A 26370-nucleotide genomic window follows, 5' to 3' on the forward strand; every position below is an offset into this window, starting at 1 on the left:
AGCGACTGGCCATGCGCGCTGCCATGGCCAGTCTGATCCGCACGATCTCCAAAGAAGCGAGTTGCCGATGTCGGTATGGTCCGGCTATCTGACACTGATCCTCGAGGGTGCCCTGGTGACGCTCCAGCTGACGGTCATGGGCTCTGCGCTGGCGCTTGTCATGGCCTTCGTGGCGGGCCTCGGCCGCCTGTCGCGCTTCTTTGCCGTCAGGGCACTGGCGACGGCCTATATCGAGTTCTTCCGCGGCACTTCGATCTTCGTGCAGCTCTTCTGGGTCTACTTCGTGCTGCCTTTTGCCGGCTTGACCCTGACGCCGCTGCAGGCGGGCGTGCTGGCGCTTGGGCTGAATGTCGGCGCTTATGCGGCGGAAGTGGTGCGCGGCGCCGTCAAGGCCGTCGGGCGCGAACAGTCGGAAGCCTGCGTCGCGCTCAACCTGTCGCGCTATCAGCGCATGCGCTACGTCATCCTGCCGCAGGCGCTGCCCTTGATGCTGCCGACCTTTTGCAACAATGCGATCGAGCTTTTGAAGGGTACCGCCGTCGTATCGCTGATCTCGCTGACGGACATGACCTTTCAGGCCCAGGTGGTGCGGGCGCAGACCGGCAATACGCTGGTGCCCTTCGCGACGATCCTCATTCTCTATTTTCTCATGGCCCTGGCGATTTCGGCGGCGATGCGCTGGCTGGAGCGGCGCATGGCCCGCAGCCTCGACGGCATAAGGACCTGATCGGATGGAATGGGATTGGGACTTCGTCTGGCAGATCATGCCGACCCTTCTCGAAGGGTTCAAGATCACCATTCTTGCCACCATGCTCGGCGCCGCGGTCGCCATGGTCGTTGGCCTCGGTCTGGCGATTGCGCGACGGTCCCCGGTCGCCGCCATTTCCAGGACGGTGGGTTTCGTCTCGGAATTCATCCGCGGCACGCCGCTGCTGGTGCAGCTCTACTTCATCTTCTACGTGCTGCCGGATATCGGCATCCGGCTGTCGCCGCTCACCGCCGGTGTCATCGGCATGGGCATTCACTATGCGACCTATACCGCCGAGGTTTACCGCGCCGGCATCGAGAATGTGCCGCGCGGGCAATGGGAGGCAGCCAGGGCCACCAATCTGACGACGCGCCAGGCCTGGATCCATGTGGTCCTGCCGCAGGCCATCCCGCCGATGATCCCGGCGCTCGCCAATTATTTCATCGCCATGTTCAAGGAAACGCCGCTGCTTTCGGCGATCACCGTGCTCGAGCTGATGAACCAGGCCAAGAGCATCGCCAACAGCAACTATCGCTACATCGAGCCGATGACGCTGGTCGGGGTCTTCTTCCTCGTCATCAGCCTGATCTCGGTCGTGGGCTTGCGCTGGCTCGAGGAACGCTACGCCAGGATGGATGACTGACCATGACAGCAAAGATCGAAATCATCCCCGCCGGCCGGCTGCCGCGACTGGATGACCGGCCGCTCGAAAAGCGCATCGGCCTGATCATCCTGGCGACGGACCATACGACGGAAGTCGATTTCCGGCGCATGGTCGCCAGCGACCGCATCGGCGTCTATGTCAGCCGCATCCGCTACGCCAATCCGGTCACACCGGAAAACCTGCTGAAGATGCAGCCGTCGCTGACGGAAGGTGCTGTGCTGATCCTTCCGGATGAGACGCTCGATGCCGTCATGTATTCCTGCACCTCCGCCTCGGTCGTCATCGGCGACCGCAACATCGAAGCGGCGATCCATGCCGCCAAACCCGGCACTCCCGTGGTGACGCCGACGGCGGCGGCCGCGGCAGGTCTGACGGCGCTCGGCGCCAGACGGATTTCAGTGCTGACGCCCTATACGATCGAGACCAGCCGGCCGATGGCGGATTATTTTGCGGATCTCGGTTTCGACATCGACCGCTTCACCTGTCTCGGCCTGACGGATGATCGTGAAATGGCGCGGATCGCGCCGGATGAAATTGCAGCCTTCGCACTTGAGGCACTGGCGCCGCAATCCGATGCGCTGTTCATCTCCTGCACGGCGGTGCGCGCAGCCGAGATCGCCGCCCGCATCGAAGCGGAGACCGGCAAGCCCGTGGTCACCAGCAATCTTGCAACCGCCTGGGCCTGCCTGAGGCTTTGTGGCGATGACCACGCTCGGCCCGAACTCGGTCAATTGATGACCAAGCCCTACGGGGAAGGCTAAGATCATGGCGAGCACCTTACCCATTTCACTGGAGGATATTCGCGTGGCGGCGCGGCGGATCGCCGGCCGGGTTGTCGAAACACCGATGGTGCAATCCGCGGCGCTTAGCGACATTGCGGGGGTTCCCGTCTGGCTGAAGCTCGAACATCGTCAGACGACCGGCAGCTTCAAGCTGCGCGGGGCGACGAACGCAGTGCTCGCCTTGTCGCCGGCAGAACGTGCGCACGGCGTCGTCGCCACCTCCACAGGAAATCACGGCCGTGCGCTTGCCTATGCGGCGAAGGCTGAAGGTGCCGTCGCGACGATCTGCATGTCGCGGCTGGTGCCGGAGAACAAGATCTCGGAGATCCGCCGCCTCGGCGCGGAGATTCGCATCGTCGGGCAATCACAGGACGAGGCGCAGCAGGAGGTCGACCGGCTGGTCGGCGAGGAAGGGCTGGTGATGGTGCCGCCTTTCGACGATCCTGACGTCGTCGCCGGGCAGGGGACACTCGGGCTCGAAATCATCGACGCCTTGCCGGAGGCATCAACGGTTCTGGTGCCGCTCTCGGGCGGCGGCCTGGCGGCAGGCGTCGCTGCTGCGATCAAGGGCGTCAATCCGAAGGTGAAGGTGATCGGCCTGACGATGGAGCGGGGCGCGGCGATGAAGGCGAGTCTCTATGCCGGCCGGCCGGTGCAGGTCGAGGAGCTGCCAAGCCTTGCCGACTCGCTCGGCGGCGGCATCGGCCTCGACAATCGCGTGACCTTCGCCATGTGCAGCGCCCTTCTCGACGACGTCATCCTGCTGACGGAGACGGAAATCGCTGCCGGCATGCGTCACGCTTATGCCGCCGAAGGCGAGATTCTGGAGGGAGCGGGCGCGGTCGGCATCGCCGCCCTGCTTGTGGGAAAGGTCAGCCCCGGCGGTCCCGTCGTTGCGATCCTGTCCGGGCGGAATGTCGACATGGAACAGCACCGCCGGGTGATCAATGGCCAGATGGTGACGTTCGGGGAGGGTGGGCGATGAGCCGGATGATCATTCTGACGGAAGCGCAATTGCGAGAGATCGTCGGGCTCGACCGCGATGCGGTCGCCTGCATCGAAGAGGCTTTCGCAGCGCTTGCGACCAAAGCCGTCGCCATGCCGCCGATCCTGCGGCTCGACATTCCGGACTATCGCGGCGAGGTCGATGTGAAGACTGCTTATGTCCCCGGCATCGAAGGTTTCGCGATCAAGATCAGCCCCGGTTTCTTCGACAATCCGAAGATCGGCCTGCCGAGCACCAACGGTATGATGGTGCTGCTGTCGAGCCGGACCGGGTTGGTACAGGCACTGCTCTTGGACAATGGGTATCTCACCGACATACGCACGGCGGCGGCCGGCGCGGTCGCGGCCAAACATCTGTCGCGGCACAATGCGTCGGTGGCTGCCATCTTCGGGGCAGGCATGCAGGCGCGGCTGCAGCTTGAAGCGTTGAGGCTGGTGCGGCCGATCCGCGAAGCGAGGATATGGGCGCGGGATGCCGCCAAGGCCGAAGTCGCCGGGGGGGAATTGACCGGAAAACTCGGGTTTCCCGTCATCGCGATGTCGGACCCGAGAAAGACAATCTCCGGCGCCGATCTCATCGTCACCACCACGCCCGCGGAAAGCCCCATCATTAAGGCCGGGTGGCTGGAACCTGGGCAGCATCTGACGGCCATGGGCTCGGATGCGGAGCACAAGAACGAGATCGCCCCCGCCGTCATCGCCGGCGCCGGCCTCTATGTCGCCGACAGCCTGAAGCAGACGCGGCGTCTTGGCGAGCTGCATCACGCAATCGACGCCGGCCTGATCGCGGACGACGCGGTCTTCGCCGAGCTCGGCGAGATCGTCGCCGGCAGGCTGCCGGGACGGATGAGCAACGACCAGATCACCATCGCCGATCTCACCGGGACCGGTATCCAGGACACCGCCATCGCCACGTTCGCCTTCGCCCGCGCCGGTGCGGCGAATGTAGGCACCCCATTCGAAAGCTGACCGACGGAAAAGAAGGGAAAAAACATGACCCAGCCCAATCTCAAATTCTCGCTCGGCGAATATGCCGCGCGGCTGGAAAAGACACGGCGCGCCATGGAGGCGAAGGGCATTGACCTGCTTATTGTCAGCGACCCCTCGAACATGGCCTGGCTGACCGGCTATGACGGCTGGTCCTTCTATGTGCACCAGGCGGTGATCGTGCCGCCGCAGGGCGAACCGATCTGGTTCGGCCGCGGCCAGGATGCCAACGGCGCCAAGTTCACCGCCTATCTGCAGCATGACAACATCGTCGGCTATCCCGATCATTACGTGCAGTCGACCGAGCGCCATCCGATGGATTACCTCGCCGGCATCTTGACGGAACGCGGCTTCGGCAAGCTGACGATCGGTGTCGAAATGGACAATTACTGGTTCTCGGCGGCCGCCTTCGCGGCGCTGCAGAAGCATCTGCCGAACGCGCGCTTCGTCGATGCGACCGCGCTGGTCAACTGGCAGCGCGCGGTCAAGAGCGAGACCGAAATAAAATATATGCGCAATGCCGCCCGGATCGTCGAAGCCATGCACGCGCGCATCTTCGACAGGATCGAGGTCGGCATGCGCAAATGCGATCTGGTGGCGGAAATCTATGATGCCGGCACCCGCGGCGTCGATGGCATCGGCGGCGATTATCCGGCGATCGTGCCGCTGCTGCCGTCCGGGGTCGAAGCATCCGCGCCGCATCTGACCTGGGACGACCGGCCGCTGAAGAAGGGCGAGGGCACCTTCTTCGAGATTGCCGGCTGCTACAACCGTTATCATCTGCCGCTGTCGCGCACCGTCTTCCTCGGCAAGCCGACCCAGGCTTTTCTCGACGCCGAGAAAGCGACACTCGAAGGTATGGAGGCCGGCCTTGCCGTCGCCAAGCCCGGCAATAGCTGCGAGGACATCGCCAATGCCTTCTTCGCGGTCCTGAAGAAATACGGCATCGTCAAGGACAACCGCACCGGTTACCCGATCGGCCTGTCCTATCCGCCGGACTGGGGCGAGCGCACCATGAGCCTGCGTCCCGGCGACCGGACGGAACTGAAGCCCGGCATGACTTTCCATTTCATGACCGGCCTCTGGCTCGACGACATGGGTTTCGAAACGACCGAAAGCATTCTCATCACCGACAGCGGCGTCGAATGCTTCGCCAACGTGCCGCGCAGATTGATGGTCAAGGATTGAGGCTGTCATGAACGAGATTGGCTTGCGGCCGTCGCCGATCAGCGCGACGGTGGATTTCACCGCCGAGGGTGTCCAGCACGGATTCCTGCGTCTGCCTTACAGCCGCGACGATTCCGCCTGGGGATCGGTGATGATCCCGATAACGGTCATCCGGAACGGCAAGGGACCGACGGCGCTTCTGACCGGCGGCAATCACGGCGACGAATATGAAGGACCGATCGCGCTCTTCGATCTTGCCCGTACGCTGAAGGCCGAGGAGGTAAGCGGCGTTGTCATCATCGTGCCGGCGATGAATTATCCGGCGTTCCTGGCCGGAGCCCGGACCTCGCCGATCGACAGGGGCAACATGAACCGCAGCTTTCCGGGCCGGCCGGACGGCACGGTGACGGAGAAGATCGCCGACTACTTTCAGCGTGTGCTTCTGCCGATGGCGGATCTCGTGCTCGACTTTCATTCCGGCGGCAAGACGCTCGACTTTCTGCCGTTCTGTGCAGCCCATATCCTGTCGAACAAGCAGCAGGAAGCGAAGGCTTTCGAATTCGTCACGGCCTTTGCCGCACCCTATTCGATGAAGATGCTGGAGATCGATGCGGTGGGCATGTACGACACCGCCGCCGAGGAGATGGGCAAGGTCTTCATCACCACGGAACTCGGCGGCGGCGGCACCGCCACGGCCAAGAACGCGGCGATCGCCAAGCGCGGCACCATGAACGTGCTGCGCCATGCCGGGATCGTCACCGGCGCCGTCGATGCCGGTCCGACGACCTGGCTCGACATGCCGGATGGCCGCTGTTTCTCCTTCGCGGAAGAGGGCGGTCTTATCGAACCTGTCATCGATCTCGGTGAAGCCGTCACTGAGAACGCCGTCATCGCCCGCATCTATCCGACGGGGCGGACCGGCGAGGCGCCGCGCGAAATCCGCGCCGGTATGGACGGCATTCTCTGCGCCCGGCATTTCCCGGGCCTGGTCAAATCAGGCGATTGTGTTGCGGTCGTCGCAACCGTCGACAAGTGAGGTGAAAGGCCGCGGTCGGTCAAGCGGCTTGACGCGGCCTTGACATGCTGCTTGCCGCATCGATCTGAAAGCGCCTGACGACCCCTTCCAATCTCTGCGTCTGGGCGCCGAGCGCGCGGCAGGCCGAAGCGGTTTCGACGGCCATGGCCGCATTGTGTTGCGTCACCTGGTCGAGAGCGTTGACGGAGGCGTTGATCTCGCGGATCGCGACCGCCTGTTCGGAGGAGACCGAAACGATCCGGGCGATGAGCCCGGCAACCTGCTCGACCTGTCCTTCGATTTCCTGAAGCGCCTTGCCGGTGCGGTTGACCAGCTCCACCCCGGTGGAAACCTGAGACGAGGAGGTGGAAATCAGCGCCCTGATCTCCTTGGCGGCGTTGGCCGAGCGCATGGCGAGTTCGCGCACCTCCTGCGCCACGACGGCGAAACCCTTGCCGGCTTCACCGGCGCGGGCAGCTTCAACGCCGGCATTGAGCGCCAGGAGATTGGTCTGGAAGGCGATTTCATCGATGACGTTGACGATGTCGCCGATCTGCGACGACGAGCCTTCGATCCGTTCCATGGCGGCGATCGCTTCGCGCACGACGGCCGCCGAACGTTCGGCGCTGGTGCGGGTCTCAGTCATCATGCCGGTTGCCTTGCCGGCATGTTCGGCGGCGTCTTTGGCCTTGGCATTCATCTCGTCGAGCGCGGTTGTGGCCTCTTCGAGCATGGCGGCCTGCTGTTCCGTGCGCGATGCGAGACTCTCGGTTGCACTCGTAATGTCGGCCGAGGAGCTATCCACTTGTTTGGAGGTCTGGGCGATTTCGGCCATCGAGGCGCAAAGCGCGTCCATGCTGTCGTTGAACTTGGCGCGCAACGTCTCGTAGGCGGCGGCAAAGGGTGTGGCGATCCGGCAATCGAGATTGCCGTGTGATAACTGGTCCAGGCCATGGGTCAGCTGAGCGATCACCGTTTCGCGGACCTGCTCGTCGGCGGCTTTGTCGGCCATCTGGCTGCGTTCGCGTTCAAACTCCGCATCGCGAAGCGCCGTCTCGCGCTTCTGCGCGTCCTGACGCTCAAGCGCGTTGCTGCGGAAGACCGCCACGGCCTTGGACATGGCGCCGATCTCGTCGGAACGGCTGGCATAGGGAACCTCGGTCGAAAAATCGCCGTCCGCGAGATTGCCCATATAGGCCTTCATGCCGTCGAGCGGCACGATCGCCCGGCGGCGCAGGAGGTAGAGCCCGACCAGCAACAAAGCGAAGGATCCCAAGCCGGCGCCACCCGCATAGATCGTCCAGGTGACGATTTCCGAGGCGGCATTGTGCTCCTCGCCCTTCAGGAAGGCGTCGGAATTGGCGACGAGCTTCTCCACCGCGTCCTGATGCGAATGAAAGGCGATGCGCAACTGCTCGATCGCACCATGCGCCTTGTCTTCATCCTTGGCGTTCAAAGCCGGGATGATCTCGCGGTTCATCACCCCCCAGAATGCATCGCCCTTGGCGAGCACATCATCTTCAAGCTCGTCCTTCAAAGCCTGCGGCAGGCGGGTGGTTTTCCAATAGGCGCGGCGGTCGTCGTAGGCGGCCTTGAGATTGGCGATCTTGGCAAGATTGGTGTCGGTGAGCTCGGGAAATTTGCTCGCTTCGAAAGAGAGCATATAGGATTCGACCACAAACAGCGGCGGCGGCAGGATATCGGCGATCAGATCCTTGCCGTAGACGACCTGCTCATAAACCGGGCCGTTGACTTTCAGCCGTTCGAGCGCCGATTGCTGCAATCCGATCGACATGAAAAGGCCGGCTGAAACGGCGACACCAAACGCCACCAGACTGCGCGCAATAGTAAAGGCCAAGGTTCGTCTCCAAATAACTTTTGGCTTCTCGCTTGCGAGATGCCTGATCTACGTACCGCATTATTTCGCACGAACGCTGAAATATGGTTAATTCTTTTGGGTATCAGAAGTTGATCGGCCTGCCCGGGGCAGCGGCAGGCGTCCAAAATTGGGGTGATCAGCGGCAATAGCTATTTTGGTAGCATTATCTTCGTCTCTGCGACGGGGATGACGAGCGTTAAACTCGTCGGAAAGGAGATCAGCATGGCCGAATCTCGGTTTACCGTACGAAGCGCAAAGGCGTGTGATCTTGCACGACGGCTTGCCCGCCGCGAAAATCGCTCAGTTGCAGAGATTGTCGAGCGGGCGCTTGAGCACTATGAGACATGGCAGGCCGAGCGCGAGCCGGCCATGTCCTTCTATGCCCGCCTTTCAGCACAAGCCGGCACGGATATCGATCTTGGAACAGTGGTCGATGGAAGCCGCGAGATTCACAAAGGCATAGAGCTTTGAATTTCTCGATGAATGGCCGCCGGGCGCTGAGAGCGGATAACATTCCCTTGAGCGGCGGTGGTCAAAATTATCAATATCGTTCGGTTGTATAAGACGATACAGGTTCGGAATAATTCTATGTTTATTGGATTGTTCTTGGGACGGTTAGGCCAATCGCATCAGCATTTGATTGAGGTCGCCGATCTCGCGCAGCAGCTCGACCAATCTATCCGTATCGGCCTGGCTGAGCCGGCCCGTTTGGCCGCTGCCGTTCCAAAGCTTTTGGAGTTCCTGGCTCATCTCACGCGCGCTCTGCATGATTTCGATGATTTGTGTGCGGTTTTCCCAGGTTGCGACGATGGTCGGCTCGTCCATCTCGATCGGCATCTCCGGTTCGCGTTCCAGCAAAAGCAATTTAGTATTCCTCTTGGGCAATGATGATCTGGTTCGAACAGCGCCCATCGCGCAGGCGGTGGGCATCTTTGCAATTGCGCGTGAACACGGCTGAAACTCAAACGATTGGCTAGCGGGTGTGGGGCGAACCCGTTAGCCAATCGGCAAACCCTTCCTGGAATCACCCAAAGCAGGATCCGCAAGAGCAATAAAATGGGAAAATTTCCCATTTGTCAATGAGGGTGATGCACGTTTTCAGTGCGGACCCGGAGGCGGCGGCGACCCGGGAGGCGGGCCGCCAGGGCCGGATGGCGGGCCTCGCCTGTCCGGATCCGGAAAATCCCCGCCTGGGCCGCCTCTGCCGAAAGGCCCGCGATCTGGCCGCGGTCCGTCCCAAGGGCCGTGCGGCGGGCGGGAACCAAAGCCATCAGGCCCGCCTCCGCCGGGAAAGCCGGTCATTCTGCTCGAATCCCGCACGCCTATATCGACAAAACCATGACCGTCGGGAGAGGGCCGCATCGAGCCGGACGGCGCCGAACCCCCAGGCCCGGAACCAGCCGCGCCTCTGTCCGTTGGCCGGAAAGTCTCGATATTGACGATGCCGCGTTTCAAGCCCGGCACCACGGGTTCGGCCCGAATGCGCGTAATCACCAACCGATCGGCGATAGCCTTCAGACGCACCAGCGTTTGTTTGCCGGCGAAGTAGCCATGCGTGCTTCCAAGCGAAAGGCCGCCGATCAGGACGCGGCTGCCGCTCCTGACGGGGACGCCGCGGACATGGGCGCCATCGGAAACGGAGCGGGGCTCGATACGCCGGGCAATGATCGTGCCGTCAGGTTTGCGGATGCCGAACACGGCGACCCGCTTGCCTTTCCGCAGGCCTTTCGTCGCCAAACCTGATGTGTCGACGGTTTGCGAAAGTATCCTTATCCCGGTCTTGTCAATCCGGTCGATGCGGCCCTGGACCTCGCTGACGATCGTGATGCGGGCGGCGCGTTTTCCGGTGAGCAGCACCCGCGCGACATGACCGACCTTCATCGCGCTCGCGGGGACGCGCCGCCCATCGATCTCGATCGGCGTCCTTGCGCTGAACGGTATGTGGATATTGTTGACGATGATGCTGCCGAAGCCCTGGATGGTGCCGACGATGCCGGTTCCGCCGATACCGTGATCTTCGTTCTCTCCGCCTCCCTGGATGGAAAGACCGGATCCGCCGATTCCATGATCGCTGGTGCCCGTCGACTGCGCGGCGGCAGGTTCCGCCCGCAGGAGCGGAAGCGCTATCCCGCCCAACAGAAACTGTCTTCTCGAGATCGCCGACGGAGTCATTCGTCTGTCTCCGTCGCGGAAGCGGCAGCCTGAGGATCCGGTTCACGCTCCTCGGTCATGACGTAGACGCCCGAGATCCAGCGGCTGTTGCCGCCGGGATCGTCCTTGATGGCCTGATGGGCGATCTTGTTGAGCCTGAGGAGCATCGCCATGCTTTCCTCGCGGGCCATTTCGTCGAGCCGGGCGGCCAGATCAGGCGACATCCCATCATAATGGACGGCGCGTTCGAAATAGGGAGGAGGGTCGTTCATCAGGTTCATGACCGACGCCTGCACATGATCGCGAAGGTTGCGGGTAAAATAATGCCGGCGGGCGTCGTCGCCGGCATTGGGGACGATCGATGAAAGGTTGAGCCGCACCCAGCCATTGTCGTCGACAACGGCGATGCCCCTGTCCAGCCACTCGTCGAGGATGGAGCGGGGATGGACGTCTTTGGTTATGTCGCTCACCAGGCTCTCGAACGACGGACCCCCGTCGACGGATGTCCGGGGCAGGGCGCTCGGCCTGTCGTCGGCATCGCAATAAAGCGGATCGGCAAGCCACCGGGCGAGGATGCGGCTCGTCTGCGAAACGCCGACGGTCAGGAACGATGGGTCAAGCACCTGTCCGCGCAGCCGGTTGACGTCCTTGCGGTGAATGCCGGTCAGGAGCGAGATGCGGCTATCGGTCTGCTGCTTGTTCGGCAGCGCGAATTCCTTCTCCGCCACCTCGATATAAAGCCGGCGAAGGACGGCGGAAAAAGCGGTGAAGTTGAAGCCGGAGGCGAGAGCGAGTTTGACCAGTGGGCGAAGCACGCGGACCAGCATGGCCTGCAGGGTCTCTTCGGAGAACGGAAGCTTCGCGCGCGGCTTTGACATCAAGAAAACACTCGGCCTGTGAAAGACCATTGCCGGCAGACTTCGGCAATCGTCCTTGGTCTTCCCTATGGCAAAGCCTACACTGCCGCAACGCACCGGCGACATGCAAGCCCGGCCGATGCCGTGCTTGCAGGCGGCGCAGGCACGATCGCGCAGCCTTCCGGAAGTTGTTTTTCGTATTCTATCAATGTCTTGTGTATTCCGACTCGGGGCAAAGCAAGCCGCCCTGACGCCAGTCGATCAACCGCTCGATCCGAGCAATCTTGTGGAAAACCTCGAAGACGTCGAATGACGAGCCTTTCTCGATGTGGGCGGCCAGAAGCTCGCAAAGCTCGAATATTTCGGGGGGCGTGCCGGTCATCTCGACGCCGTCGTCGGTGAAAACACCCGACCGCGGCCAGGCCCGGGCCTGCTGCTCATCAAGTTTGCTGCCGATGAAAGGGATGGTATCGATGATGCCGGAGGCAAGCGCAAAAGCGGCTTCCGCCACGATTTCGGAGCAATCCGTGCCCGGCTGTTTCCTTAAGGTCGGTATCTGCAACCGCTTGAACTCCTTCATGTTGATCCGTCAGAGGTAGTTGACCAGGCTCAGACCCTGTAGTTTGGAGACCAGCGTGTAGGCCGTTTCCAATTGCGTCTGCAGCTGGTTGACGAGGGTCGACGCCTCGTAGGCATCGACGCCCTGGAGATCGACGAGCTTTCCCTGGAGCAGGCTCGACTGGGCATCGAGGGCGTCATTCGCCTTTTCGAGCCGCTCCTGCGAGAGGCCGAGCTGACTTTGCTGCGTGACGATGCCCGATGTCGCCTGCGCGGCATAGCTGATCGCCTTCGTTGCGACGGTGCTCTGCGCGTCGGCGCTGAGATCCTGGCCGAAGAGGGCGGAGACGACGACCGAGGCAAGGGCGAGATAACGCATGCCTTCGGAATTGGCGTTGGTCGACGAGGTGATGGTTTCGGAACTGCTGATCCGGCTCGTCATGTCGGTGCTGGAGGCGGTCGACCAGCCTGTGGACGCGTCCGTCCAGGCGCTTTCGGAAAACATCGGCTCGACCGTGTCGGTGATGAAAGTGCCGATTTCCTCGCCGGTCAGCTCATTGACGTCTTTTCCGAGACCGGTTGCATAATCGCCGAGCGCCGTCACGATCGCCGCCGAGACCGTCGAGGATTGATCGGTCAGGGGCTGGCTGTCGAGGTTCGTTCCGCCGAACAGGAACTCGCCGTTGACCGACGTGTTCGCCGTCGAGATCAACTGCGAAATCGTCGAACCGGCCGTCTGCAGGGCAACGGCGATGCTCGTCGTATCCTGGCTCGCCTGGAGGGCGGTCAGGTTCGTCACCAGGCTGTCACCGGCATCCTTGAGGCTGGACAGGGCGGTCTGCGATGCATCCATGCGCAATTCGACGACGGCATTGCCCGATTGGAACGAGGCGGCCTGGTCGATAGCGCTGGTGAGATTGACCGACTTTGCGGCGCCGGCGCCAAGCGATACGCCGATATCGGCGTAGGTTCCGGTCGTCGCCTCCGTCGAGGCCTGCTGCAGCTTGGTTTGGGACTGGCTGATGGTCAGACGCAGGACGTTCTGCATCGCCGATGATGAGACAAAAGAGGCTTTCATGGCTAGCTCGCTATGTCGAGGAGCGACTGGAACATCTCGTTGATGACGTTCAGGATCTTCGTCGCCGCCTTGTAGGATTGTTCGATATCGAGGAGGAGCGTCAGCTCCTCGTCGAGGTTGACGCCGGCCTCGTTGGAATAGGCCTCGTCGGAGCGCGATAGCGCGGCAGCCGTGTTTTCGGAGGCCGACGTCGCATCGCTGCGATATTGTTCGAGCCAGCCGATCGAGGAACTGGCGTAGTCCATCAGGCTTTGCGTCGTGGAAAGACCAGCGTCCGAGGAGAAGGAGCGCTGTTCCGTCAACGCCGTATAGAGGGCGTCGAGATTGTCCGAAAAACCGCTGTCTCCCGAGCTGTTGAGATCGGTGATGCCGCTGATCGTTCCATCGCGCAGCTTCGTCGCATCGCCGCCCTCGCTGGTGACGACGGCAAGATTGACGGAGATTGTGGAGGCGATCCCTGTCGTATCGTCGGAGGCATCTGGTGTGCCCCCGGTTGCACCGGCTGATGTCGTCCAGACGAAAAGCCCGGGCGCGCTGGTGCTGCCGTCGGTTTCCGAGAAGGCCTGGACGAGAGATTTGGCGATCTCGTCGAGCTGGGCCTGGAATGTCGGGGCGATTTCGTCGCGCAGCTGAAGCAGCGCCTGCAGGCTGCCCGAGGCGCTTGTCGTCGATCCCTCGCCGGCGTCGAGTGCGACGCCGTCTATATAGATGGAATTGCCCTCCGTTCCGGCGACGTAGGTTGTCGTCGAAGCGAATGTGACGGTGCGCGGTACGGTCTCGAACAGCACGGTGCCGTCGGAGGTGTAAAGCGCCATGTCGTTGTTGTCGCGAACGGCGGTGGTGACACCGACGATCGAGGAGATCTGCTTCAACAGCTTTTCTCGCTCGTCGAGCGCCGAGGAGGTATCGGCGCCGGTTGCTGTCGCCAGCTTGACCGCATTGTTGGCCGTCTCGAACTGCGACAACAGCGTATTCAGCGAGGAGACCTGTGTGGCGATCTCCGCATCGGCCTCGGCCCGGATCGACTGGACGCCGTCGCTTGCGGTATTCAGCGAATTGGCAAGATCCTGCGCGGCGGTGACGGCCGATTGCGCCGCGGTCGTGCTGCTCGGCGATGTGGCGTATGTCTGCAGCGCCTGCTGAAATGCCGAGAGATAGGTGCTCGGCGAGGTCTCGTAGTCATTGCCGCCCATCAGCGACTTCAGGCTTTCGAGGCCGGTCACCAGCGTCTGCTGGGCACTGTCCTTGGAGTTCGATTGCAGATATTGCGCCAAGAGCGCAGTTTCCTGCGCCCGGCTGATGCTGACGACCTGCGCGCCGGAGAGAGACGTCGTGATCGACGCCTCCCGTCTCACATAGTCGGAATTGCCGACATTGGCGATGTTGGTCGAGACGACGCTGCTTTGCTGGCCCGTATTGTTGAAAATACTCTGGACGCTGTTCAAGGCGGAGGTGAGCGACATTCAGGCGCTCCCTCTATCGTTTCAGGTTGACGAGGACATCCATGATGTCGGAGCCGGTCTGAAACACCTTCGAATTGGCGGTGTAGCTGCGCTGCGCCTCGATCATCTCCGTCAACTCGCCGGCGAGATCGACGTTCGAGCTTTCGAGAGCGCCTGATTGAATGGAGCCGAGCCCGTTCGTCTGCGGAAAGCCGGTGACGGTGACGCCGGACATTCCGTTGGCGCTGTAGACGTTGCCGCTGAGCAGCGTCAGATTGTCGGGGCTGGCGACCGTTGCCAGCGGGATCTGATAGAGCGCCTTCGTCGTGCCATTCGCATAGGAGACCGACACCACGCCGTCCGTACCGATGGATACCGAGCTCACGGCGCTTGCCGCCTGACCGTCGGCGGAGCCCGTTGCCGAGAAGTCGGAGGCAAGCTGGGTGAAGTCCGAATAGTCCATGGTGATCGTCTGGGCCGTGGTCGGATCGACGATATCGGTGTCTGCAGCAGAGGTCAGCTGGCCGTAGGCGTCGAAGGAGAGCGTCGCGACGCTCACGGCACTGGAGGAGTAGGGGAAGGACGTCGTGCCGCCGGTGGTGGCATCGGCGTTGCGGTAAACCGCGACCTCCCAGGTGCTTCCGGTGACCGCGCCGCTCGAATCCGTCGTGACACCCGTCTTGGTGAAATAATAGTCGTATTGGACAGTGGCGCCGAGGCTGTCATAGGCGACCAGCGACATCTTCTGCGTGTCGTCGGTAACACCTGATGTGTTGGCGCTCGGCAGCGTCGTCGTATCGGTGACGACGGTTGCCTCGGAATTCAGGTTGCCGCTGAAATAGGCGCTGCTCGAAGCGATCGCGCTCAGGCCCGATTGGGAGACGTTGACCGGCACCAGCCCGTCGAAACCGTTGACGACCACGGCCGGCACGCCTGAATCATAGGAATAGCCCATGAGGGTAAAACCGGCGCCGTTGACCAGGTTGCCGTCGCTGTCGACGGAGAAGTCGCCGGCCCGGGTGAGCACCGGCGTGCCGTCGGCGCTTTCCACGATGAAGAAGCCGTCTCCGGAGATGGCCAGGTCGTAATCCGAGGTCGTATAGGAGATGTCGCCCTGCTGGGAAATCGCCTGGCGCACGGAGGTCTGGACGCCGCCGGAATTGTAATTGCCTGAGGACGACGGCAGGACCAATGACGAGAAGGACGTGGAAACGGCCTTGTAGCCGGTGGTATTGGCGTTGGCGATGTTGTCGGAAACCGTGCTCAACCGGTTTGCCTGTGCGCTCATGCCGGAGACGGCGGTTTTCATGCTTCCAAAAATGCTCATGGCTCGATCCTTTAAAGGCTTGGGAACATGCCATGTGACGAGGGGCTTCCAGGTCCCGGATTTCGGGCGCACGACATCGCTGGCGCCGGGCAACGCCCACACCGTCGATGATCTGATTGTCTGGGCTAACCCCGTGATGGCGATAGGCGCTTCGGCTCATCCGCGCGCTGGTGTCGTGCGCCGGTTGCGGCGCACCATCTGAATTTAAGAAGCGGCCCGGCTGACGCTCTGCCGGCTCGATGCCGGGCCGCTTTCAGGCCGTCTCATTTGCAATCCCTCCAGAAACCGCAAAGGCGACGGCTCCGTGTCTGCATCAGACCGTGGACTGCGCGGACAACGAACCGGTGCCTGTCGCGTCGAGCAGATCGAAGAGCTGGCTTGCCTGACTTTCGGTGACGTCTTCCGGCCTGCCGGCCATGAACTCGTCCAATGTCACGAGCCCGTCTCCATTCGTATCGAGATCGGAGAGCAGGGAGGCAGATTCATCCTCGGCGGGCGGGGGCGGTGGCGGCCCTTCGGCACGTTCCGATTGCTGGGCGGACATGGCCTCGGTCAGCGCATCGACCGACAGCGAGCCGGCGCTTTCGCTGTCGAAACTGTCGAACAGCGTGCCGGCCTGATCCTCGCTCACGTCGGACGGGCGGCCTGCGACGAACTCGGCCTTGCTCACCAGCCCGTCGCCATCGGTATCGAGATCAGAAAGCAGCGATGAAAGCTCGTCATCGCCTTCAGGCGGCGGCGGTGGCGGCCCACCCGCACGTTCCGATTGCTGGGCGGACATGGCCTCACTCAGCGCATCGACCGACAGCGAGCCTGCGCCTTCGCTGTCGAAGCTGTCAAACAGCGTGCCGGCCTGATCCTCACTCACGTCGGACGGCCGGGCTGCGACGAACTCGGCCTTGCTTACATAACCGTCACCGTCGGTGTCCAGTTGCGCAATGTCCGTGCCTGCGCCGCTGCCGCTGCCCTGCTCCCCGCTGGAGCCGGACTGACCGGTGAGGCCGTTCATCGTCAGCGACATCAACTGGGCCATGAGTTTCTCGGCACTGTTGGTCGAGTCTTCGTTGGACTGCTGGGTTGCGGTTGATTTTTTTGCCGAAACCGTATTACAGGATAGGACGTCCTGGGATGCTGACGTCGAATTCTTGCTGTAGGAATAGGAAGAAATTGATGTTGCGGCCGAAATGGTCGTCATAAGCGCTCCATCGCTAGGAGGGTGGGGATGCAACGCATTACAGAACTTATGAGTTCTCTAAATCGAAATTATTAATGCGACAACCGAAAAAATCATCCCTTAGAAATCGCAGTCCGCTTTTCAGGGCCGTCGGCATGCGCTGCGGTAGAGCGGTCTAGATCGTCATGGATGGTGTCGATGAACCCGCCGATGGGCCGCGCAAGCGAGGCCGGCCGAAAGTCTCCAGCGATGAGGACAAGCGGGCGCATATCGTCGAAATCGCCCGCCGCGTTTTTGTAAAATACGGTTATGCCGGAAGTACGACCGCGGTCGTCGCCACCGAGGCGGGTGTCTCGAAGCAGACCCTCTACAAATTGTTTCAGAGCAAGGAAGAGCTGTTCGCCGCCGTCGTCGGCGCGCATCGGCGCCTGATGCTCGACCTGCCGAGGCCTGCCGAAGACCTTCCGATCGCCGAGAGCCTCGAACATATCTTCATGATCGATATGGATGAGGAGAAGGATGCGGATCGCGCCGGTTTTCTGCAACTCGTCTTTCGCGAAGCGGCGCAGTTTCCGGAGCTTATCGACATTCTGCAGCGCGAAGGCATGCTTGCCAGCCGCCAACACCTCGCCGACTGGCTGAACGATCGCCGGGCCGAAGGCAGATTGACGCTTGATGATCCGGCAAGCGGAGCCCGGATGCTGATGGACATGATCTTCGGCGGCATGGGGCCGCCGGAAGGGCGTGCCCAAGCCTGGTCCGGCCGGACGGAAATGCTTGCCCATCTTCGCCGCTGCATCGCCATCTTCGCCGCCGGCGTCAGGGCCTCGTAAACCCAAAAAGCGATCCTTCGGCTTTCCTCTTCCCATTCCGCATTGAATGAATTATAGAACTATTGAGTTCTAAATTGATTCGGCCACATGAACGTGGCTGCGCATCGCCATGACCGGCGACGACATCCCAGCAAAGATCGAAATTTTTCAACGCGGCTGCCGGCAGGTTTTCGCGCGCGCTGACGTGCGCCCATGAAAAGGGACAGGCATTGGTTTCCACCTATGTAAGCTATCTCGCGGTCGCGCGAAATCTCGGCGCCAGCCTCTCCAATGTGGCGTCCCAGGCGACGGTTGCCCGTGACAGCGCCTACTACAAGGAAAACATCGACAAGGTCACGACGGTCGACGACTTCATGAGCGATTACAAGCTCTACTCCTATGCCATGAAGGCCTACGGCCTTGAAGACATGACATATGCCAAGGCTTTCATGAAGAAGGTGCTGGAAAGCGACCTCAGCGATTCATCGAGCTTTGCCAACTCCTTGAGCGACGGCCGCTATGCCGAGTTCGCCGCCGCCTTCAAATTTTCCGGCGAGACGAAGACGGCGCAATCGGATGTGCAGCGGGATAACTTGCTCGATGCCTACGAGACCTCCTTCGAGACCGAGGCCGATGACATCGACGACGAGACGGATTATTTCGAAGAGAATATCTCGTCGATCACCTCCGTCGACGATCTTCTGTCGAGTTCGCGGCTGAAGAACTATGTGCTGACGGCTTTCGGCCTCAGCACCGACTACACCTCGACCAGCTTCCTGAAGAACGTTCTGACGAGCGATCTCGACGATGCCGACAGTTTCGTCAACCAGCTCGACGACGACGTCTATGTCAGCCTGGCGAAGGCCTTCAACTTCAACGAGGACGGCTCGACGGACGGCGAGGCGATGTCGGCAGACCAGATTTCGCTGGTGACCAGCGGTTATGCGGTGGCCTCGGCGACGATTGCTTCTTCCGAAACCGGAGAGGCTTACGACACCTATTACGCCGCTGAGATCGGCAACATCACCTCCGTCGATCAGTTGATGAGCGACGATAAGCTGGTTTCCTATCTCAGGACCGCCTACGGGCTGACCGACGATGAATCCGACAGCTTCATTTCCGCGGCGCTGAAAAGCGCCGACATCGCCGACGCGATCGGCCTGTCCGATCTGCACGACGCCTTCAATTTCGACGAGGACGGCGCGCTCGCCGATGGCGACACCGCCCAGACGTCGGAGCAGATCGCCACGACCACGGCGGCCTTCGACGAAAATTATCAGGTGCTGATCGCAAATACCGACACGGAAGATGCCATCGACAATTATACGACGCGCATCGCCAGCGTCACCTCGATCGATGATTTCCTCGTGTCGAATGCCGACGACGACGATGACGACAACGACGATCTCCCGGAAATGTGGGAGATGGCATTGCGCGCCTATGGCATCGACTCCACCGAGGTTTCGAAAAGCGAGGTGCGGAAGATTCTCGAAAGCGATCCCACGGACACCAAAAGCTATGTCAACAGCCTGGACGACGACCGGTTCGTCGCCTTTCGCAAAGCATTCAATTTCGACAGCGATGGCGACGTCACCGTTCCCTTGCAGGCCATGTCGGAATCCGTCGTCGACGACTATGCCGCCTATTACAAGCAGAACAAGATCCGCTACCTCGAAGGGGATGAGCTGACCGAGGCGACCGAGGCGGCGGATGACGAGATCACCTATTTCCGCGAGCAGATGGCGACGATCACCACGGCCAGCGAATTTCTGGCCGACGATCGCCTGGTGTCCCTGGCGCTCGAGGCAAAGGGGCTCGACCCGGACGATGTCACGTCAGACCAGCTCGAAAAGATGTTTTCCTCCGATCTCGACGACGAAGACAGTTACGTCAACAAGCTGGACGACAATCGCTTCGCAGAGCTCGTCGGCGCGTTCAATTTCGACCAGGACGGCAATATTTCCGCGGATTCGACCGGGACGGTGCAGCAGCGCGGCGACGTGCTGGAAACGATCGACTCCTATGTCAGGCTGACGCTGGAAGACGACCAGGGCGACAGCAACACCGGCGTACGCCTTGCGCTTTACTTTCAGCGCAAGGCCCCGGAGATTTCGAGCGCCTACGACATTCTGGGCGACAGCGCGCTTTTCGAGTTTTTTACCACGAGCTTCAACCTGTCCAGCTATGTCTCGAACATGGACGTCGACAAGCAGGCCGAGATGGTCGAGAATTTCATAGACATCAAGGATCTGGGGGATCCCGACAAAGTCGACGATCTGATCAAACGCTTCACCGCCATGTATGACGTCGCCAACGGCACGGGCACCACGTCGACAGCACTTTCGATCCTGACCGGCTCGGCAACGATAAGTGCAGACACGCTGCTCGCGATGTCGCAACTGAAAACCGGCTGAGTAATTTTTAACCTCGCTCCTGATGAGCGCAACATTCCTTTCAGAACGAAAGCAGACTGCTAAACCTTATATTAATCATTAAATCCCCATTAATAAGCATGGGTAAATATTCGCGACATGTCCGAATTGACTGCCATGAAATCTGGGGGATTTGCGAGTGAGCATTCTTGATCGTGGTGCAAATGCTGTCGCTGCTCTTGCCGCTCTATCGAACTCGCAAGCCATGATCGAATTCGACCTGTCGGGCATAATCCTCACCGCGAACGAAAATTTCTGCCGGGCGCTCGGCTATGAGTTGCGGGAGATCGCCGGACAGCATCACCGCATGTTCGTCGAGCCCGCCTATGCGTCCTCGGCGGAATACAAGGCCTTCTGGAGGAAGCTGTCGGCCGGAAAATTCGAGCAGCAGCAATATAAACGGCTCGGAAAAGGCGGACGCGAGGTCTGGATCGAAGCGTCCTACAATCCGGTGTTCCGGCGCGGGAGGCCGGTCAAGGTCATCAAGATCGCAACCGATATCACCGCGCAAAAGCTGAAATCCGCCGAGGATGCGGGCAAGATCGACGCATTGTCGCGCGCTCAGGCGATCATCGAATTCACGCCGGCCGGCGAAGTTTTAAACGCCAACGACAATTTCCTCGCCGCCCTCGGCTATTCGCTTTCAGAGATCCAGGGCAAACATCATTCGATGTTCTGCGAAGCCGACTATTCGAGATCGGAGGCTTACAAGGAATTCTGGCGCAAGCTCGCGAGCGGCCAGTTGATCGCCGACGAATTCATGCGTGTCGGAAAGGGCGGACGAAAGGTCTACATCCAGGCCTCCTACAATCCGATCTTCGACCTGAACGGCCAGGTGTTCAAAGTCGTCAAGTTCGCGACCGATGTCACGGCGCGCGTCGAGAATGTCGAACAACTTGCTTACTGCCTGACGAATTTTGCCGACGGCGACCTGTCGCAGACGATCCGGAAGCCTTTCATTCCTTCGCTGGAGCGGCTGCGCACCGACTTCAACAGCGCCTCGGAAAAGTTGAAGGACGCAATGGCAACTGTTGCTGAAAACGCCAAGGCGATTTCGGCCGGTTCCAACGAAATCCGCACGGCAGCCGACGACCTGGCAAAACGCACCGAGCAGCAAGCCGCATCCGTCGAAGAGACCGCGGCCGCGCTCGAGGAAATTACCACCACCGTCAAGGATTCGAGCCGCCGCGCCGAGGAGGCCGGTCAACTGGTGGCGCGCACCAAAGACCATGCGGAGCATTCCGGCCAGGTGGTGCGGGATGCGATCGGAGCGATGGATCAGATCGAAACCTCGTCACACGAAATTTCCAATATTATCGGCGTCATCGATGAAATTGCGTTCCAGACGAATCTACTGGCGCTCAATGCCGGCGTAGAGGCGGCGCGGGCAGGGGAGGCCGGCAAGGGCTTTGCGGTCGTCGCTCAGGAGGTCCGTGAGCTGGCCCAGCGGTCGGCGAAAGCCGCGAAAGAGATCAAGAGCCTGATTACGGCGTCCGGTTCCCATGTCGCAAACGGCGTCGCCCTCGTCACGAATGCCGGATCGGCGCTGCGGGAAATCGCCGGTCAGGTGCACGACATCAATACCAACGTCACGGCGATCGTCGAGGCGGCGCGCGAGCAATCGGTGGCGCTCGGCGGCATCAGCCAGGCCATCAACACGGTCGACCAGGGAACGCAGCAGAATGCCGCGATGGTCGAGGAGCAGACTGCTGCAAGCCATGGCCTTGCCCGGGAGGCTGCGGCACTCTTCAAGCTTCTTGAGCAGTTCCGTTTCGAGGACGCGCCGAAATCACGCTCTTCGTCAACGCCGGCGGGGCGTCATCCTTCGGTGCCGGCGGCTTTGAAAGTCGTCCGCACGGCCTCGGCGCACGGATCGGCGGCTGGCGCGCTGAAATCCGATTGGGAAGAATTTTGATTTAGCTCCAATCAAAGCTGCGGCGTCCTTTCGTGTCTGAAAAAGGCGCGGTGCTGAGGGGCTGAGGGCAGCTTCTCCGGATGTCGGGCTTCTGCCTCGTTTCCAACAACGAAGACATCGCCGACGGTTACGACGCGGCTTGCCTATCCATTCACCGAAACGATCGGAACGCGGCCAGGCGATCAGCCTCGGAGGCGAATGGAAAATGCTGCACTGCCAAAAAAATCGTCACGCGCGCCCCTGCGCGTTTTTTCGGCATGACCCATTGACAATTCATCCTTGATGGCACTTGATACGTTATTCCAGTAAAACAGACATGCGTCCATTATACTGGAATAATCGGAAAGCATCCATAAGGGGAACGCCATGACCATTTCCTTTCGTACCGGCGTGATGTCGCTGGTCGCCGCCGCCTTGTTGTCCACGCCTGTGCTGGCCGAAGGCAGCAAGCTCGATGAAGTGCTGGCCCGCGGCCACCTCGTCCTCGGCACGGGCAGCACCAACGCGCCCTGGCACTTCAAGAGCGCCGACGACAAGCTTCAGGGTTTCGACGTCGACATGGGCCATATCATCGCCAAGGCACTCTTCGGCGATCCTGAGAAGATCGAATATGTGAACCAGTCCTCCGACGCCCGCATCCCGAACATCACCACCGACAAGGTCGACATTACCTGCCAGTTCATGACCGTGACCGGTGAACGCGCCCAGCAGGTCGCCTTCACCATTCCTTATTATCGCGAGGGTGTCGGCCTGATGCTCAAGGCGGATGGAAAATATGGCGACTACGCCGCGCTCAAAGCTGCCGGTTCCTCCGTCACCATCTCGGTTCTGCAGAATGTCTATGCCGAGGCAATGGTGCATGCGGCCTTGCCGGAAGCGACCGTCGATCAGTATGATTCCGTCGACCTGATCTATCAGGCGCTGGAGTCGGGACGCGCCGATGCCGTCGCCACGGACCAGTCGTCGCTTGCCTGGTACATGACGCAGAACCCGGGCCGCTACAAGGATGCCGGCTACGGCTGGAATCCGCAGACCTATGCCTGCGCCGTCAAGCGCGGCGACCAGGACTGGCTGAACTTCGTCAACACTGCTCTGCACGAAGCCATGACCGGCGTCGAGTTCGACTTTTACGCCAAGTCCTTCAAGACCTGGTTCGGCAAGGATCTGGCGCCGCCGCAGATCGGCTTTCCTGTTGAGTTCAAGTAACGGCAACGCGGAGCGGGATTGTTCTCCCGCTCCGCTGAAGCGCCGCGCGTCTTTCCAGACGCGCAAAGGACGCTGCAACACTTTGAATCTGCGCATCGTGCACGATGCGTTAGTCTGAAAGGGCGGCCCGCATGGGTTACACGCTGAATTTTGCTGCCGTCTGGCGCAATTTCGATTTTCTGTTGAGCGGGCTTGCGCTCAGTCTCGGCCTGGCGGTGATCTCGATCCTGATCGGGGCCGCGATCGGCCTTGTCGTGGCCTTCGCGCTGACATCCAAAAGCCGCTTTGCGGTGGTGCCGGCGCGGGTCTATGTCACGGTCATCCGCAACCTGCCGATTCTCGTTCTGGTGCTTTTCGCCTTTTTCGCGCTGCCGCAGATGGGTTTGCGTCTCGACAAGATGAAAAGCTTCGTTCTGGTGCTCTCCCTCTATTCCGGCGCCTATCTGGCCGAGGTGTTCCGCGCCGGGCTGTTGTCGATCCCGAGAGGGCTGACCGAGGCCGGCCTCGCCATCGGCCTGACGGGAATGCAGATCCGCAGTTCCATCATCGCTCCGCTGATGCTGCGCAATGTGCTGCCATCGCTGTCCTCGACGATCATCTCGCTGTTCAAGGACACCTCGCTTGCCGCCGCCATCGCCGTGCCGGAACTGACCTTTGCCGCCCGCAAGATCAATGTCGAAAGTTTCCGCGTCATAGAAACCTGGATGGTCACCTCGGCCCTCTATGTCGTGACCTGTTTCCTCATCGCCGCCGCGATGCGCTTCGTCGAGCGCCGTCTGGCCCTGCCGAGATAGACCTGATGTCCCACACCTTTCTCGAACAACTCTGGATCGCCCGCTACGTCATCATCAACGGCGTCGGCGTGACCGTGTCGATCTCGCTGCTAGCCATCCTCGCGGGCTCCGTCCTCGGCGTTTTCGTCGGCCTGGCGCTCGTCTATGGCGGCGTGGTTTTGCGGGTGGCGGTGCGCGCCTATACGGATATCATCCGCGGCACGCCGGTGCTCGTGCTGGTGCTGGCAAGCTATTATGTCTCCGCCGCCGTCGGCCTCGACCTCGGGCCGTTTTCCGCCGGCGTGCTCGCCCTTGCGATCTTCTGCTCCTCGCATGTCGGCGAAATCGTCCGCGGCGCGCTTCAGGCGATCCCGAAGGGGCAGACCGAAGCCGCCAAGGCGATCGGCCTGACCTTTACCCAGACCTTCACCTCGGTGCTGTGGCCGCAGGCCATGCGGCAGTGCCTGCCGGCCTGGGTGAATACGGCGGCCGAAATGGTGAAGGCCTCGACGCTGCTCTCCGTCATCGGCGTCGCCGAGCTTCTCCTGCGCACGCAGGAGATCATCTCCCGCAATTTCATGAGCCTCCAGTTCTATTTCCTGGCCGGCGGTCTCTATTTCATCGTCAACTACGGCATCGAGCACTTCGGCAAATATGTCGAGCGCAAGACCGCCCTGCCGTCCTAAGGAGCCCCCGATGGCCAAGACCATTCTCGACATCAAGGGTCTGCGCAAGACTTACGGCATCCACGAAGTCCTCAAAGGTGTCGATTGCGCCGTTGAAGAAGGCGAGGTCATTTCCATCATCGGCTCGTCCGGCTCCGGAAAGACCACCTTGCTGCGCTGCGTCAACATGCTGGAAGAATTCCAGGGCGGCACGATCAGCCTCGATGGCGAAGAGATCGGCTACCGCGTCGACGGCGCAACGCGCCGCCGCAAGGGCGAGAAGGAGATTGCCCGCCAGCGAGCGCTGACCGGCATGGCCTTTCAGCAGTTCAATCTCTTCCCGCATATGAGTGCCGCCGAAAACGTCATGCTCGGCCTCGTCAAGGTGAAGAAGATGACGAAGCCGGACGCCCGCGCCGTCGCGGAAAAATGGCTCGATCGTGTCGGTCTTTCCGCCCGCGCGAACCATTATCCAGGTCAGCTTTCCGGCGGCCAGCAGCAGCGGGTCGCGATCGCCCGGGCCATCGCCATGTCGCCGCGGCTGATGCTGTTCGATGAAGTGACCTCGGCGCTCGACCCGGAACTGGTGGGCGAGGTGCTGCAGGTCATCAAAGGGCTTGCCGCTGACGGCATGACCATGCTGCTCGTCACCCATGAGATGCGCTTCGCCTACGAGGTTTCGTCCCGCGTCATCTTCATGAACCAGGGCGTCATCTGCGAAGAAGGCGATCCGAAGGACATGTTCGTGCATCCGAAGACCGAACGGCTCGCGGAATTCCTCAAGACCTCGAGTTTCAACTAACGAAAAGAGAAACCCGTGACGTCAAACCGGCGGCATGATACACGCAACGCGCATTGAAGGATGATGGCAGATCAATTATATTGCCAGCATCGCTATCAGGTCACGCAGAGTTGCTATCATGCCCGCAGTCACAATCAGAAACCTCTCCGAGGCGACGCACCGGGCCCTCAAGGTGCGCGCGGCCCATCACGGGCGCAGCGCCGAAGCGGAAATGCGCGAAATCCTCGAAGCTGCCGTCCGTCCAGAAACGCGGCTGCGTCTTGGCAGCGCGCTCGCCGAACGGAGCCGTCTCCTCGGGCTGACGAATGACGACTTTGCCGTTCTGGACCAGGCTTTCGACAAAATCCCTGCGAAGCCGATGAGCTTTGAATGATTATCCTCGATACGAACGTCGTTTCCGAGGCGATGAAACCCGCGCCCGACGACGCCGTGAAATTCTGGCTCGATGAGCAGGCAGCCGAAACCCTCTTCCTTTCCAGCGTCACGATCGCCGAACTGATGTTTGGCATTGGCGCGCTCCCGGCCGGCAAACGCAAGGAAAGACTATCCGACGCGTTGGACGGTTTGGAGGAGCTGTTCGAAGGCCGCATTCTGGCCTTCGACATCACCGCCGCACGACACTATGCCGATCTCGCTGTCAAAGCCCGAGCCGCGGGCAGAGGCTTCCCTACTCCGGATGGTTATATCGCCGCCATCGCGGCATCGAAGGGATTCGTCGTCGCCACGCGCGATACAAGTGCCTTCGACGCGGCAGGTGTCGAGGTGATCAATCCTTGGGCCACTTCGCGCGCATAAACTCGTCCGGCCACGGCCAATGAGAGCAAGCCCCCATGTGAGCGGCTGGTGCCGATCGGGATTGACACCGAGTTGCCCGCACCCGCTCAATTTATGTTCAGTCTGCATTCCGAGCGGGCAAATTCCAGGCAAAGAC

General features: G+C 61.1%; 27 protein-coding genes. 18 read left to right on the forward strand and 9 right to left on the reverse strand.

Annotated elements, in window-relative coordinates; translation table 11 throughout:
* Positions 1 to 67: 67 nt before the first annotated feature.
* The 7 genes from ehuC to doeB are packed head-to-tail and all read left to right on the forward strand — an operon-like array spanning position 68 to position 6389.
* Positions 68 to 727, forward strand: coding sequence for an ectoine/hydroxyectoine ABC transporter permease subunit EhuC (gene ehuC, locus QMO80_RS23570; protein WP_283200303.1), 660 nt, complete (start codon positions 68 to 70; stop codon positions 725 to 727).
* 4 nt (positions 728 to 731) lie between these two features.
* On the forward strand, positions 732 to 1391 hold the full coding sequence (gene ehuD, locus QMO80_RS23575; protein ID WP_283200304.1) for an ectoine/hydroxyectoine ABC transporter permease subunit EhuD: 660 nt from the start codon (positions 732 to 734) through the stop codon (positions 1389 to 1391).
* Positions 1392 to 1393: 2 nt separating this feature from the next.
* Positions 1394 to 2173 (forward strand): ectoine utilization protein EutA, encoded by a 780-nt coding sequence (gene eutA / locus QMO80_RS23580; protein WP_283200305.1) that lies wholly within the window; start codon positions 1394 to 1396, stop codon positions 2171 to 2173.
* 4 nt (positions 2174 to 2177) lie between these two features.
* Positions 2178 to 3179, forward strand: coding sequence for a hydroxyectoine utilization dehydratase EutB (gene eutB / locus QMO80_RS23585; RefSeq protein ID WP_283200306.1), 1002 nt, complete (start codon positions 2178 to 2180; stop codon positions 3177 to 3179).
* Positions 3176 to 4168 (forward strand): ectoine utilization protein EutC, encoded by a 993-nt coding sequence (gene eutC / locus QMO80_RS23590; protein ID WP_283200307.1) that lies wholly within the window; start codon positions 3176 to 3178, stop codon positions 4166 to 4168. The genes eutB and eutC overlap by 4 nt, the downstream gene beginning before the upstream one ends.
* Positions 4169 to 4192: 24 nt before the next feature.
* Positions 4193 to 5374, forward strand: a complete 1182-nt coding sequence (gene doeA, locus QMO80_RS23595) for an ectoine hydrolase DoeA (RefSeq protein WP_283200308.1) — start codon at positions 4193 to 4195, stop codon at positions 5372 to 5374.
* Between the two features lie 7 nt (positions 5375 to 5381).
* Positions 5382 to 6389 carry a N(2)-acetyl-L-2,4-diaminobutanoate deacetylase DoeB gene (gene doeB / locus QMO80_RS23600; protein WP_283200309.1) on the forward strand — a complete coding sequence of 336 codons (1008 nt, stop codon included), beginning with the start codon at positions 5382 to 5384 and terminating at the stop codon, positions 6387 to 6389.
* 19 nt (positions 6390 to 6408) lie between these two features.
* Here the strand turns inward: doeB and QMO80_RS23605 are convergent, their stop codons facing one another.
* Positions 6409 to 8226, reverse strand: coding sequence for a methyl-accepting chemotaxis protein (locus tag QMO80_RS23605; protein ID WP_283200310.1), 1818 nt, complete (start codon positions 8224 to 8226; stop codon positions 6409 to 6411).
* 243 nt (positions 8227 to 8469) lie between these two features.
* On the opposite strand from QMO80_RS23605, the gene QMO80_RS23610 reads away from it, so the two are divergent.
* Positions 8470 to 8718, forward strand: coding sequence for a plasmid stabilization protein (locus QMO80_RS23610; RefSeq protein WP_283200311.1), 249 nt, complete (start codon positions 8470 to 8472; stop codon positions 8716 to 8718).
* Positions 8719 to 8862: 144 nt separating this feature from the next.
* On the opposite strand, the gene QMO80_RS23615 is transcribed toward QMO80_RS23610, so the two are convergent.
* The 7 genes from QMO80_RS23615 to QMO80_RS23645 form a co-directional block, all read right to left on the reverse strand.
* Positions 8863 to 9111 carry a hypothetical protein gene (locus QMO80_RS23615; RefSeq protein WP_283200792.1) on the reverse strand — a complete coding sequence of 83 codons (249 nt, stop codon included), beginning with the start codon at positions 9109 to 9111 and terminating at the stop codon, positions 8863 to 8865.
* A 234-nt stretch (positions 9112 to 9345) separates the two neighbouring features.
* Entirely contained in the window at positions 9346 to 10419 is a 1074-nt protein-coding gene (locus QMO80_RS23620; protein ID WP_283200312.1) for a DUF5666 domain-containing protein, read from the reverse strand.
* Positions 10416 to 11306 carry a DUF6502 family protein gene (locus QMO80_RS23625; RefSeq protein WP_283200313.1) on the reverse strand — a complete coding sequence of 297 codons (891 nt, stop codon included), beginning with the start codon at positions 11304 to 11306 and terminating at the stop codon, positions 10416 to 10418. The genes QMO80_RS23620 and QMO80_RS23625 overlap by 4 nt, the downstream gene beginning before the upstream one ends.
* Positions 11307 to 11460: 154 nt before the next feature.
* On the reverse strand, positions 11461 to 11835 hold the full coding sequence (locus tag QMO80_RS23630) for a hypothetical protein (protein ID WP_283200314.1): 375 nt from the start codon (positions 11833 to 11835) through the stop codon (positions 11461 to 11463).
* A 9-nt stretch (positions 11836 to 11844) separates the two neighbouring features.
* Complete coding sequence (locus QMO80_RS23635) at positions 11845 to 12891, reverse strand: flagellar hook-associated family protein (RefSeq protein ID WP_283200315.1); 1047 nt, start codon at positions 12889 to 12891, stop codon at positions 11845 to 11847.
* Positions 12892 to 12893: 2 nt separating this feature from the next.
* The gene (gene flgK / locus QMO80_RS23640) at positions 12894 to 14354 is read right to left on the reverse strand and encodes a flagellar hook-associated protein FlgK (RefSeq protein WP_283200316.1); all 1461 of its coding nucleotides are present in this window, start codon (positions 14352 to 14354) and stop codon (positions 12894 to 12896) included.
* A gap of 13 nt (positions 14355 to 14367) precedes the next feature.
* The gene (locus QMO80_RS23645) at positions 14368 to 15660 is read right to left on the reverse strand and encodes a flagellar hook protein FlgE (protein WP_283200317.1); all 1293 of its coding nucleotides are present in this window, start codon (positions 15658 to 15660) and stop codon (positions 14368 to 14370) included.
* 34 nt (positions 15661 to 15694) lie between these two features.
* On the opposite strand from QMO80_RS23645, the gene QMO80_RS23650 reads away from it, so the two are divergent.
* Positions 15695 to 15862 (forward strand): hypothetical protein, encoded by a 168-nt coding sequence (locus QMO80_RS23650; RefSeq protein ID WP_283200318.1) that lies wholly within the window; start codon positions 15695 to 15697, stop codon positions 15860 to 15862.
* A gap of 111 nt (positions 15863 to 15973) precedes the next feature.
* Here QMO80_RS23650 and QMO80_RS23655 read toward each other — a convergent pair whose 3' ends face one another.
* The gene (locus tag QMO80_RS23655; RefSeq protein ID WP_283200319.1) at positions 15974 to 16855 is read right to left on the reverse strand and encodes an EF-hand domain-containing protein; all 882 of its coding nucleotides are present in this window, start codon (positions 16853 to 16855) and stop codon (positions 15974 to 15976) included.
* A gap of 164 nt (positions 16856 to 17019) precedes the next feature.
* Between QMO80_RS23655 and QMO80_RS23660 the strand changes: the two genes are divergently transcribed.
* From QMO80_RS23660 to QMO80_RS23700, 9 genes are all read left to right on the forward strand, one after another.
* Positions 17020 to 17667 carry a TetR/AcrR family transcriptional regulator gene (locus tag QMO80_RS23660; protein ID WP_283200320.1) on the forward strand — a complete coding sequence of 216 codons (648 nt, stop codon included), beginning with the start codon at positions 17020 to 17022 and terminating at the stop codon, positions 17665 to 17667.
* 209 nt (positions 17668 to 17876) lie between these two features.
* Entirely contained in the window at positions 17877 to 20060 is a 2184-nt protein-coding gene (locus QMO80_RS23665) for a DUF1217 domain-containing protein (RefSeq protein WP_283200321.1), read from the forward strand.
* Positions 20061 to 20217: 157 nt separating this feature from the next.
* Entirely contained in the window at positions 20218 to 21993 is a 1776-nt protein-coding gene (locus QMO80_RS23670) for a PAS domain-containing methyl-accepting chemotaxis protein (RefSeq protein WP_283200322.1), read from the forward strand.
* Positions 21994 to 22359: 366 nt separating this feature from the next.
* Positions 22360 to 23199: a transporter substrate-binding domain-containing protein gene (locus QMO80_RS23675; RefSeq protein ID WP_049734897.1), complete on the forward strand. Its 840-nt coding sequence runs from the start codon at positions 22360 to 22362 to the stop codon at positions 23197 to 23199.
* Between the two features lie 131 nt (positions 23200 to 23330).
* The gene (locus tag QMO80_RS23680) at positions 23331 to 23993 is read left to right on the forward strand and encodes an amino acid ABC transporter permease (RefSeq protein ID WP_283200323.1); all 663 of its coding nucleotides are present in this window, start codon (positions 23331 to 23333) and stop codon (positions 23991 to 23993) included.
* Positions 23994 to 23998: 5 nt separating this feature from the next.
* Positions 23999 to 24658 carry an amino acid ABC transporter permease gene (locus QMO80_RS23685; RefSeq protein ID WP_283200324.1) on the forward strand — a complete coding sequence of 220 codons (660 nt, stop codon included), beginning with the start codon at positions 23999 to 24001 and terminating at the stop codon, positions 24656 to 24658.
* A gap of 10 nt (positions 24659 to 24668) precedes the next feature.
* The gene (locus tag QMO80_RS23690; protein WP_283200325.1) at positions 24669 to 25439 is read left to right on the forward strand and encodes an amino acid ABC transporter ATP-binding protein; all 771 of its coding nucleotides are present in this window, start codon (positions 24669 to 24671) and stop codon (positions 25437 to 25439) included.
* A 118-nt stretch (positions 25440 to 25557) separates the two neighbouring features.
* The gene (locus tag QMO80_RS23695; RefSeq protein ID WP_283200326.1) at positions 25558 to 25812 is read left to right on the forward strand and encodes a plasmid stabilization protein; all 255 of its coding nucleotides are present in this window, start codon (positions 25558 to 25560) and stop codon (positions 25810 to 25812) included.
* Entirely contained in the window at positions 25809 to 26234 is a 426-nt protein-coding gene (locus QMO80_RS23700) for a type II toxin-antitoxin system VapC family toxin (RefSeq protein WP_283200327.1), read from the forward strand. The genes QMO80_RS23695 and QMO80_RS23700 overlap by 4 nt, the downstream gene beginning before the upstream one ends.
* Positions 26235 to 26370: the final 136 nt, after the last annotated feature.

This window comes from Rhizobium sp. BT03, from assembly GCF_030053155.1.
Taxonomy (GTDB): domain Bacteria; phylum Pseudomonadota; class Alphaproteobacteria; order Rhizobiales; family Rhizobiaceae; genus Rhizobium.

Excerpts from the sequence above, each read along its gene's own strand:
- ehuC (WP_283200303.1), top strand. The coding sequence starts at position 68 with ATGTCGGTATGGTCCGGCTATCTGACACTGATCCTCGAGGGTGCCCTG.
- ehuD (WP_283200304.1), top strand. The coding sequence starts at position 732 with ATGGAATGGGATTGGGACTTCGTCTGGCAGATCATGCCGACCCTTCTC.
- eutA (WP_283200305.1), top strand. The coding sequence starts at position 1,394 with ATGACAGCAAAGATCGAAATCATCCCCGCCGGCCGGCTGCCGCGACTG.
- eutB (WP_283200306.1), top strand. The coding sequence starts at position 2,178 with ATGGCGAGCACCTTACCCATTTCACTGGAGGATATTCGCGTGGCGGCG.
- eutC (WP_283200307.1), top strand. The coding sequence starts at position 3,176 with ATGAGCCGGATGATCATTCTGACGGAAGCGCAATTGCGAGAGATCGTC.
- doeA (WP_283200308.1), top strand. The coding sequence starts at position 4,193 with ATGACCCAGCCCAATCTCAAATTCTCGCTCGGCGAATATGCCGCGCGG.
- doeB (WP_283200309.1), top strand. The coding sequence starts at position 5,382 with ATGAACGAGATTGGCTTGCGGCCGTCGCCGATCAGCGCGACGGTGGAT.
- QMO80_RS23610 (WP_283200311.1), top strand. The coding sequence starts at position 8,470 with ATGGCCGAATCTCGGTTTACCGTACGAAGCGCAAAGGCGTGTGATCTT.
- QMO80_RS23620 (WP_283200312.1), bottom strand. The coding sequence starts at position 10,419 with ATGACTCCGTCGGCGATCTCGAGAAGACAGTTTCTGTTGGGCGGGATA.
- QMO80_RS23625 (WP_283200313.1), bottom strand. The coding sequence starts at position 11,306 with ATGGTCTTTCACAGGCCGAGTGTTTTCTTGATGTCAAAGCCGCGCGCG.
- QMO80_RS23630 (WP_283200314.1), bottom strand. The coding sequence starts at position 11,835 with ATGAAGGAGTTCAAGCGGTTGCAGATACCGACCTTAAGGAAACAGCCG.
- QMO80_RS23635 (WP_283200315.1), bottom strand. The coding sequence starts at position 12,891 with ATGAAAGCCTCTTTTGTCTCATCATCGGCGATGCAGAACGTCCTGCGT.
- flgK (WP_283200316.1), bottom strand. The coding sequence starts at position 14,354 with ATGTCGCTCACCTCCGCCTTGAACAGCGTCCAGAGTATTTTCAACAAT.
- QMO80_RS23645 (WP_283200317.1), bottom strand. The coding sequence starts at position 15,660 with ATGAGCATTTTTGGAAGCATGAAAACCGCCGTCTCCGGCATGAGCGCA.
- QMO80_RS23655 (WP_283200319.1), bottom strand. The coding sequence starts at position 16,855 with ATGACGACCATTTCGGCCGCAACATCAATTTCTTCCTATTCCTACAGC.
- QMO80_RS23660 (WP_283200320.1), top strand. The coding sequence starts at position 17,020 with ATGGATGGTGTCGATGAACCCGCCGATGGGCCGCGCAAGCGAGGCCGG.
- QMO80_RS23675 (WP_049734897.1), top strand. The coding sequence starts at position 22,360 with ATGACCATTTCCTTTCGTACCGGCGTGATGTCGCTGGTCGCCGCCGCC.
- QMO80_RS23680 (WP_283200323.1), top strand. The coding sequence starts at position 23,331 with ATGGGTTACACGCTGAATTTTGCTGCCGTCTGGCGCAATTTCGATTTT.
- QMO80_RS23685 (WP_283200324.1), top strand. The coding sequence starts at position 23,999 with ATGTCCCACACCTTTCTCGAACAACTCTGGATCGCCCGCTACGTCATC.
- QMO80_RS23690 (WP_283200325.1), top strand. The coding sequence starts at position 24,669 with ATGGCCAAGACCATTCTCGACATCAAGGGTCTGCGCAAGACTTACGGC.
- QMO80_RS23695 (WP_283200326.1), top strand. The coding sequence starts at position 25,558 with ATGCCCGCAGTCACAATCAGAAACCTCTCCGAGGCGACGCACCGGGCC.
- QMO80_RS23700 (WP_283200327.1), top strand. The coding sequence starts at position 25,809 with ATGATTATCCTCGATACGAACGTCGTTTCCGAGGCGATGAAACCCGCG.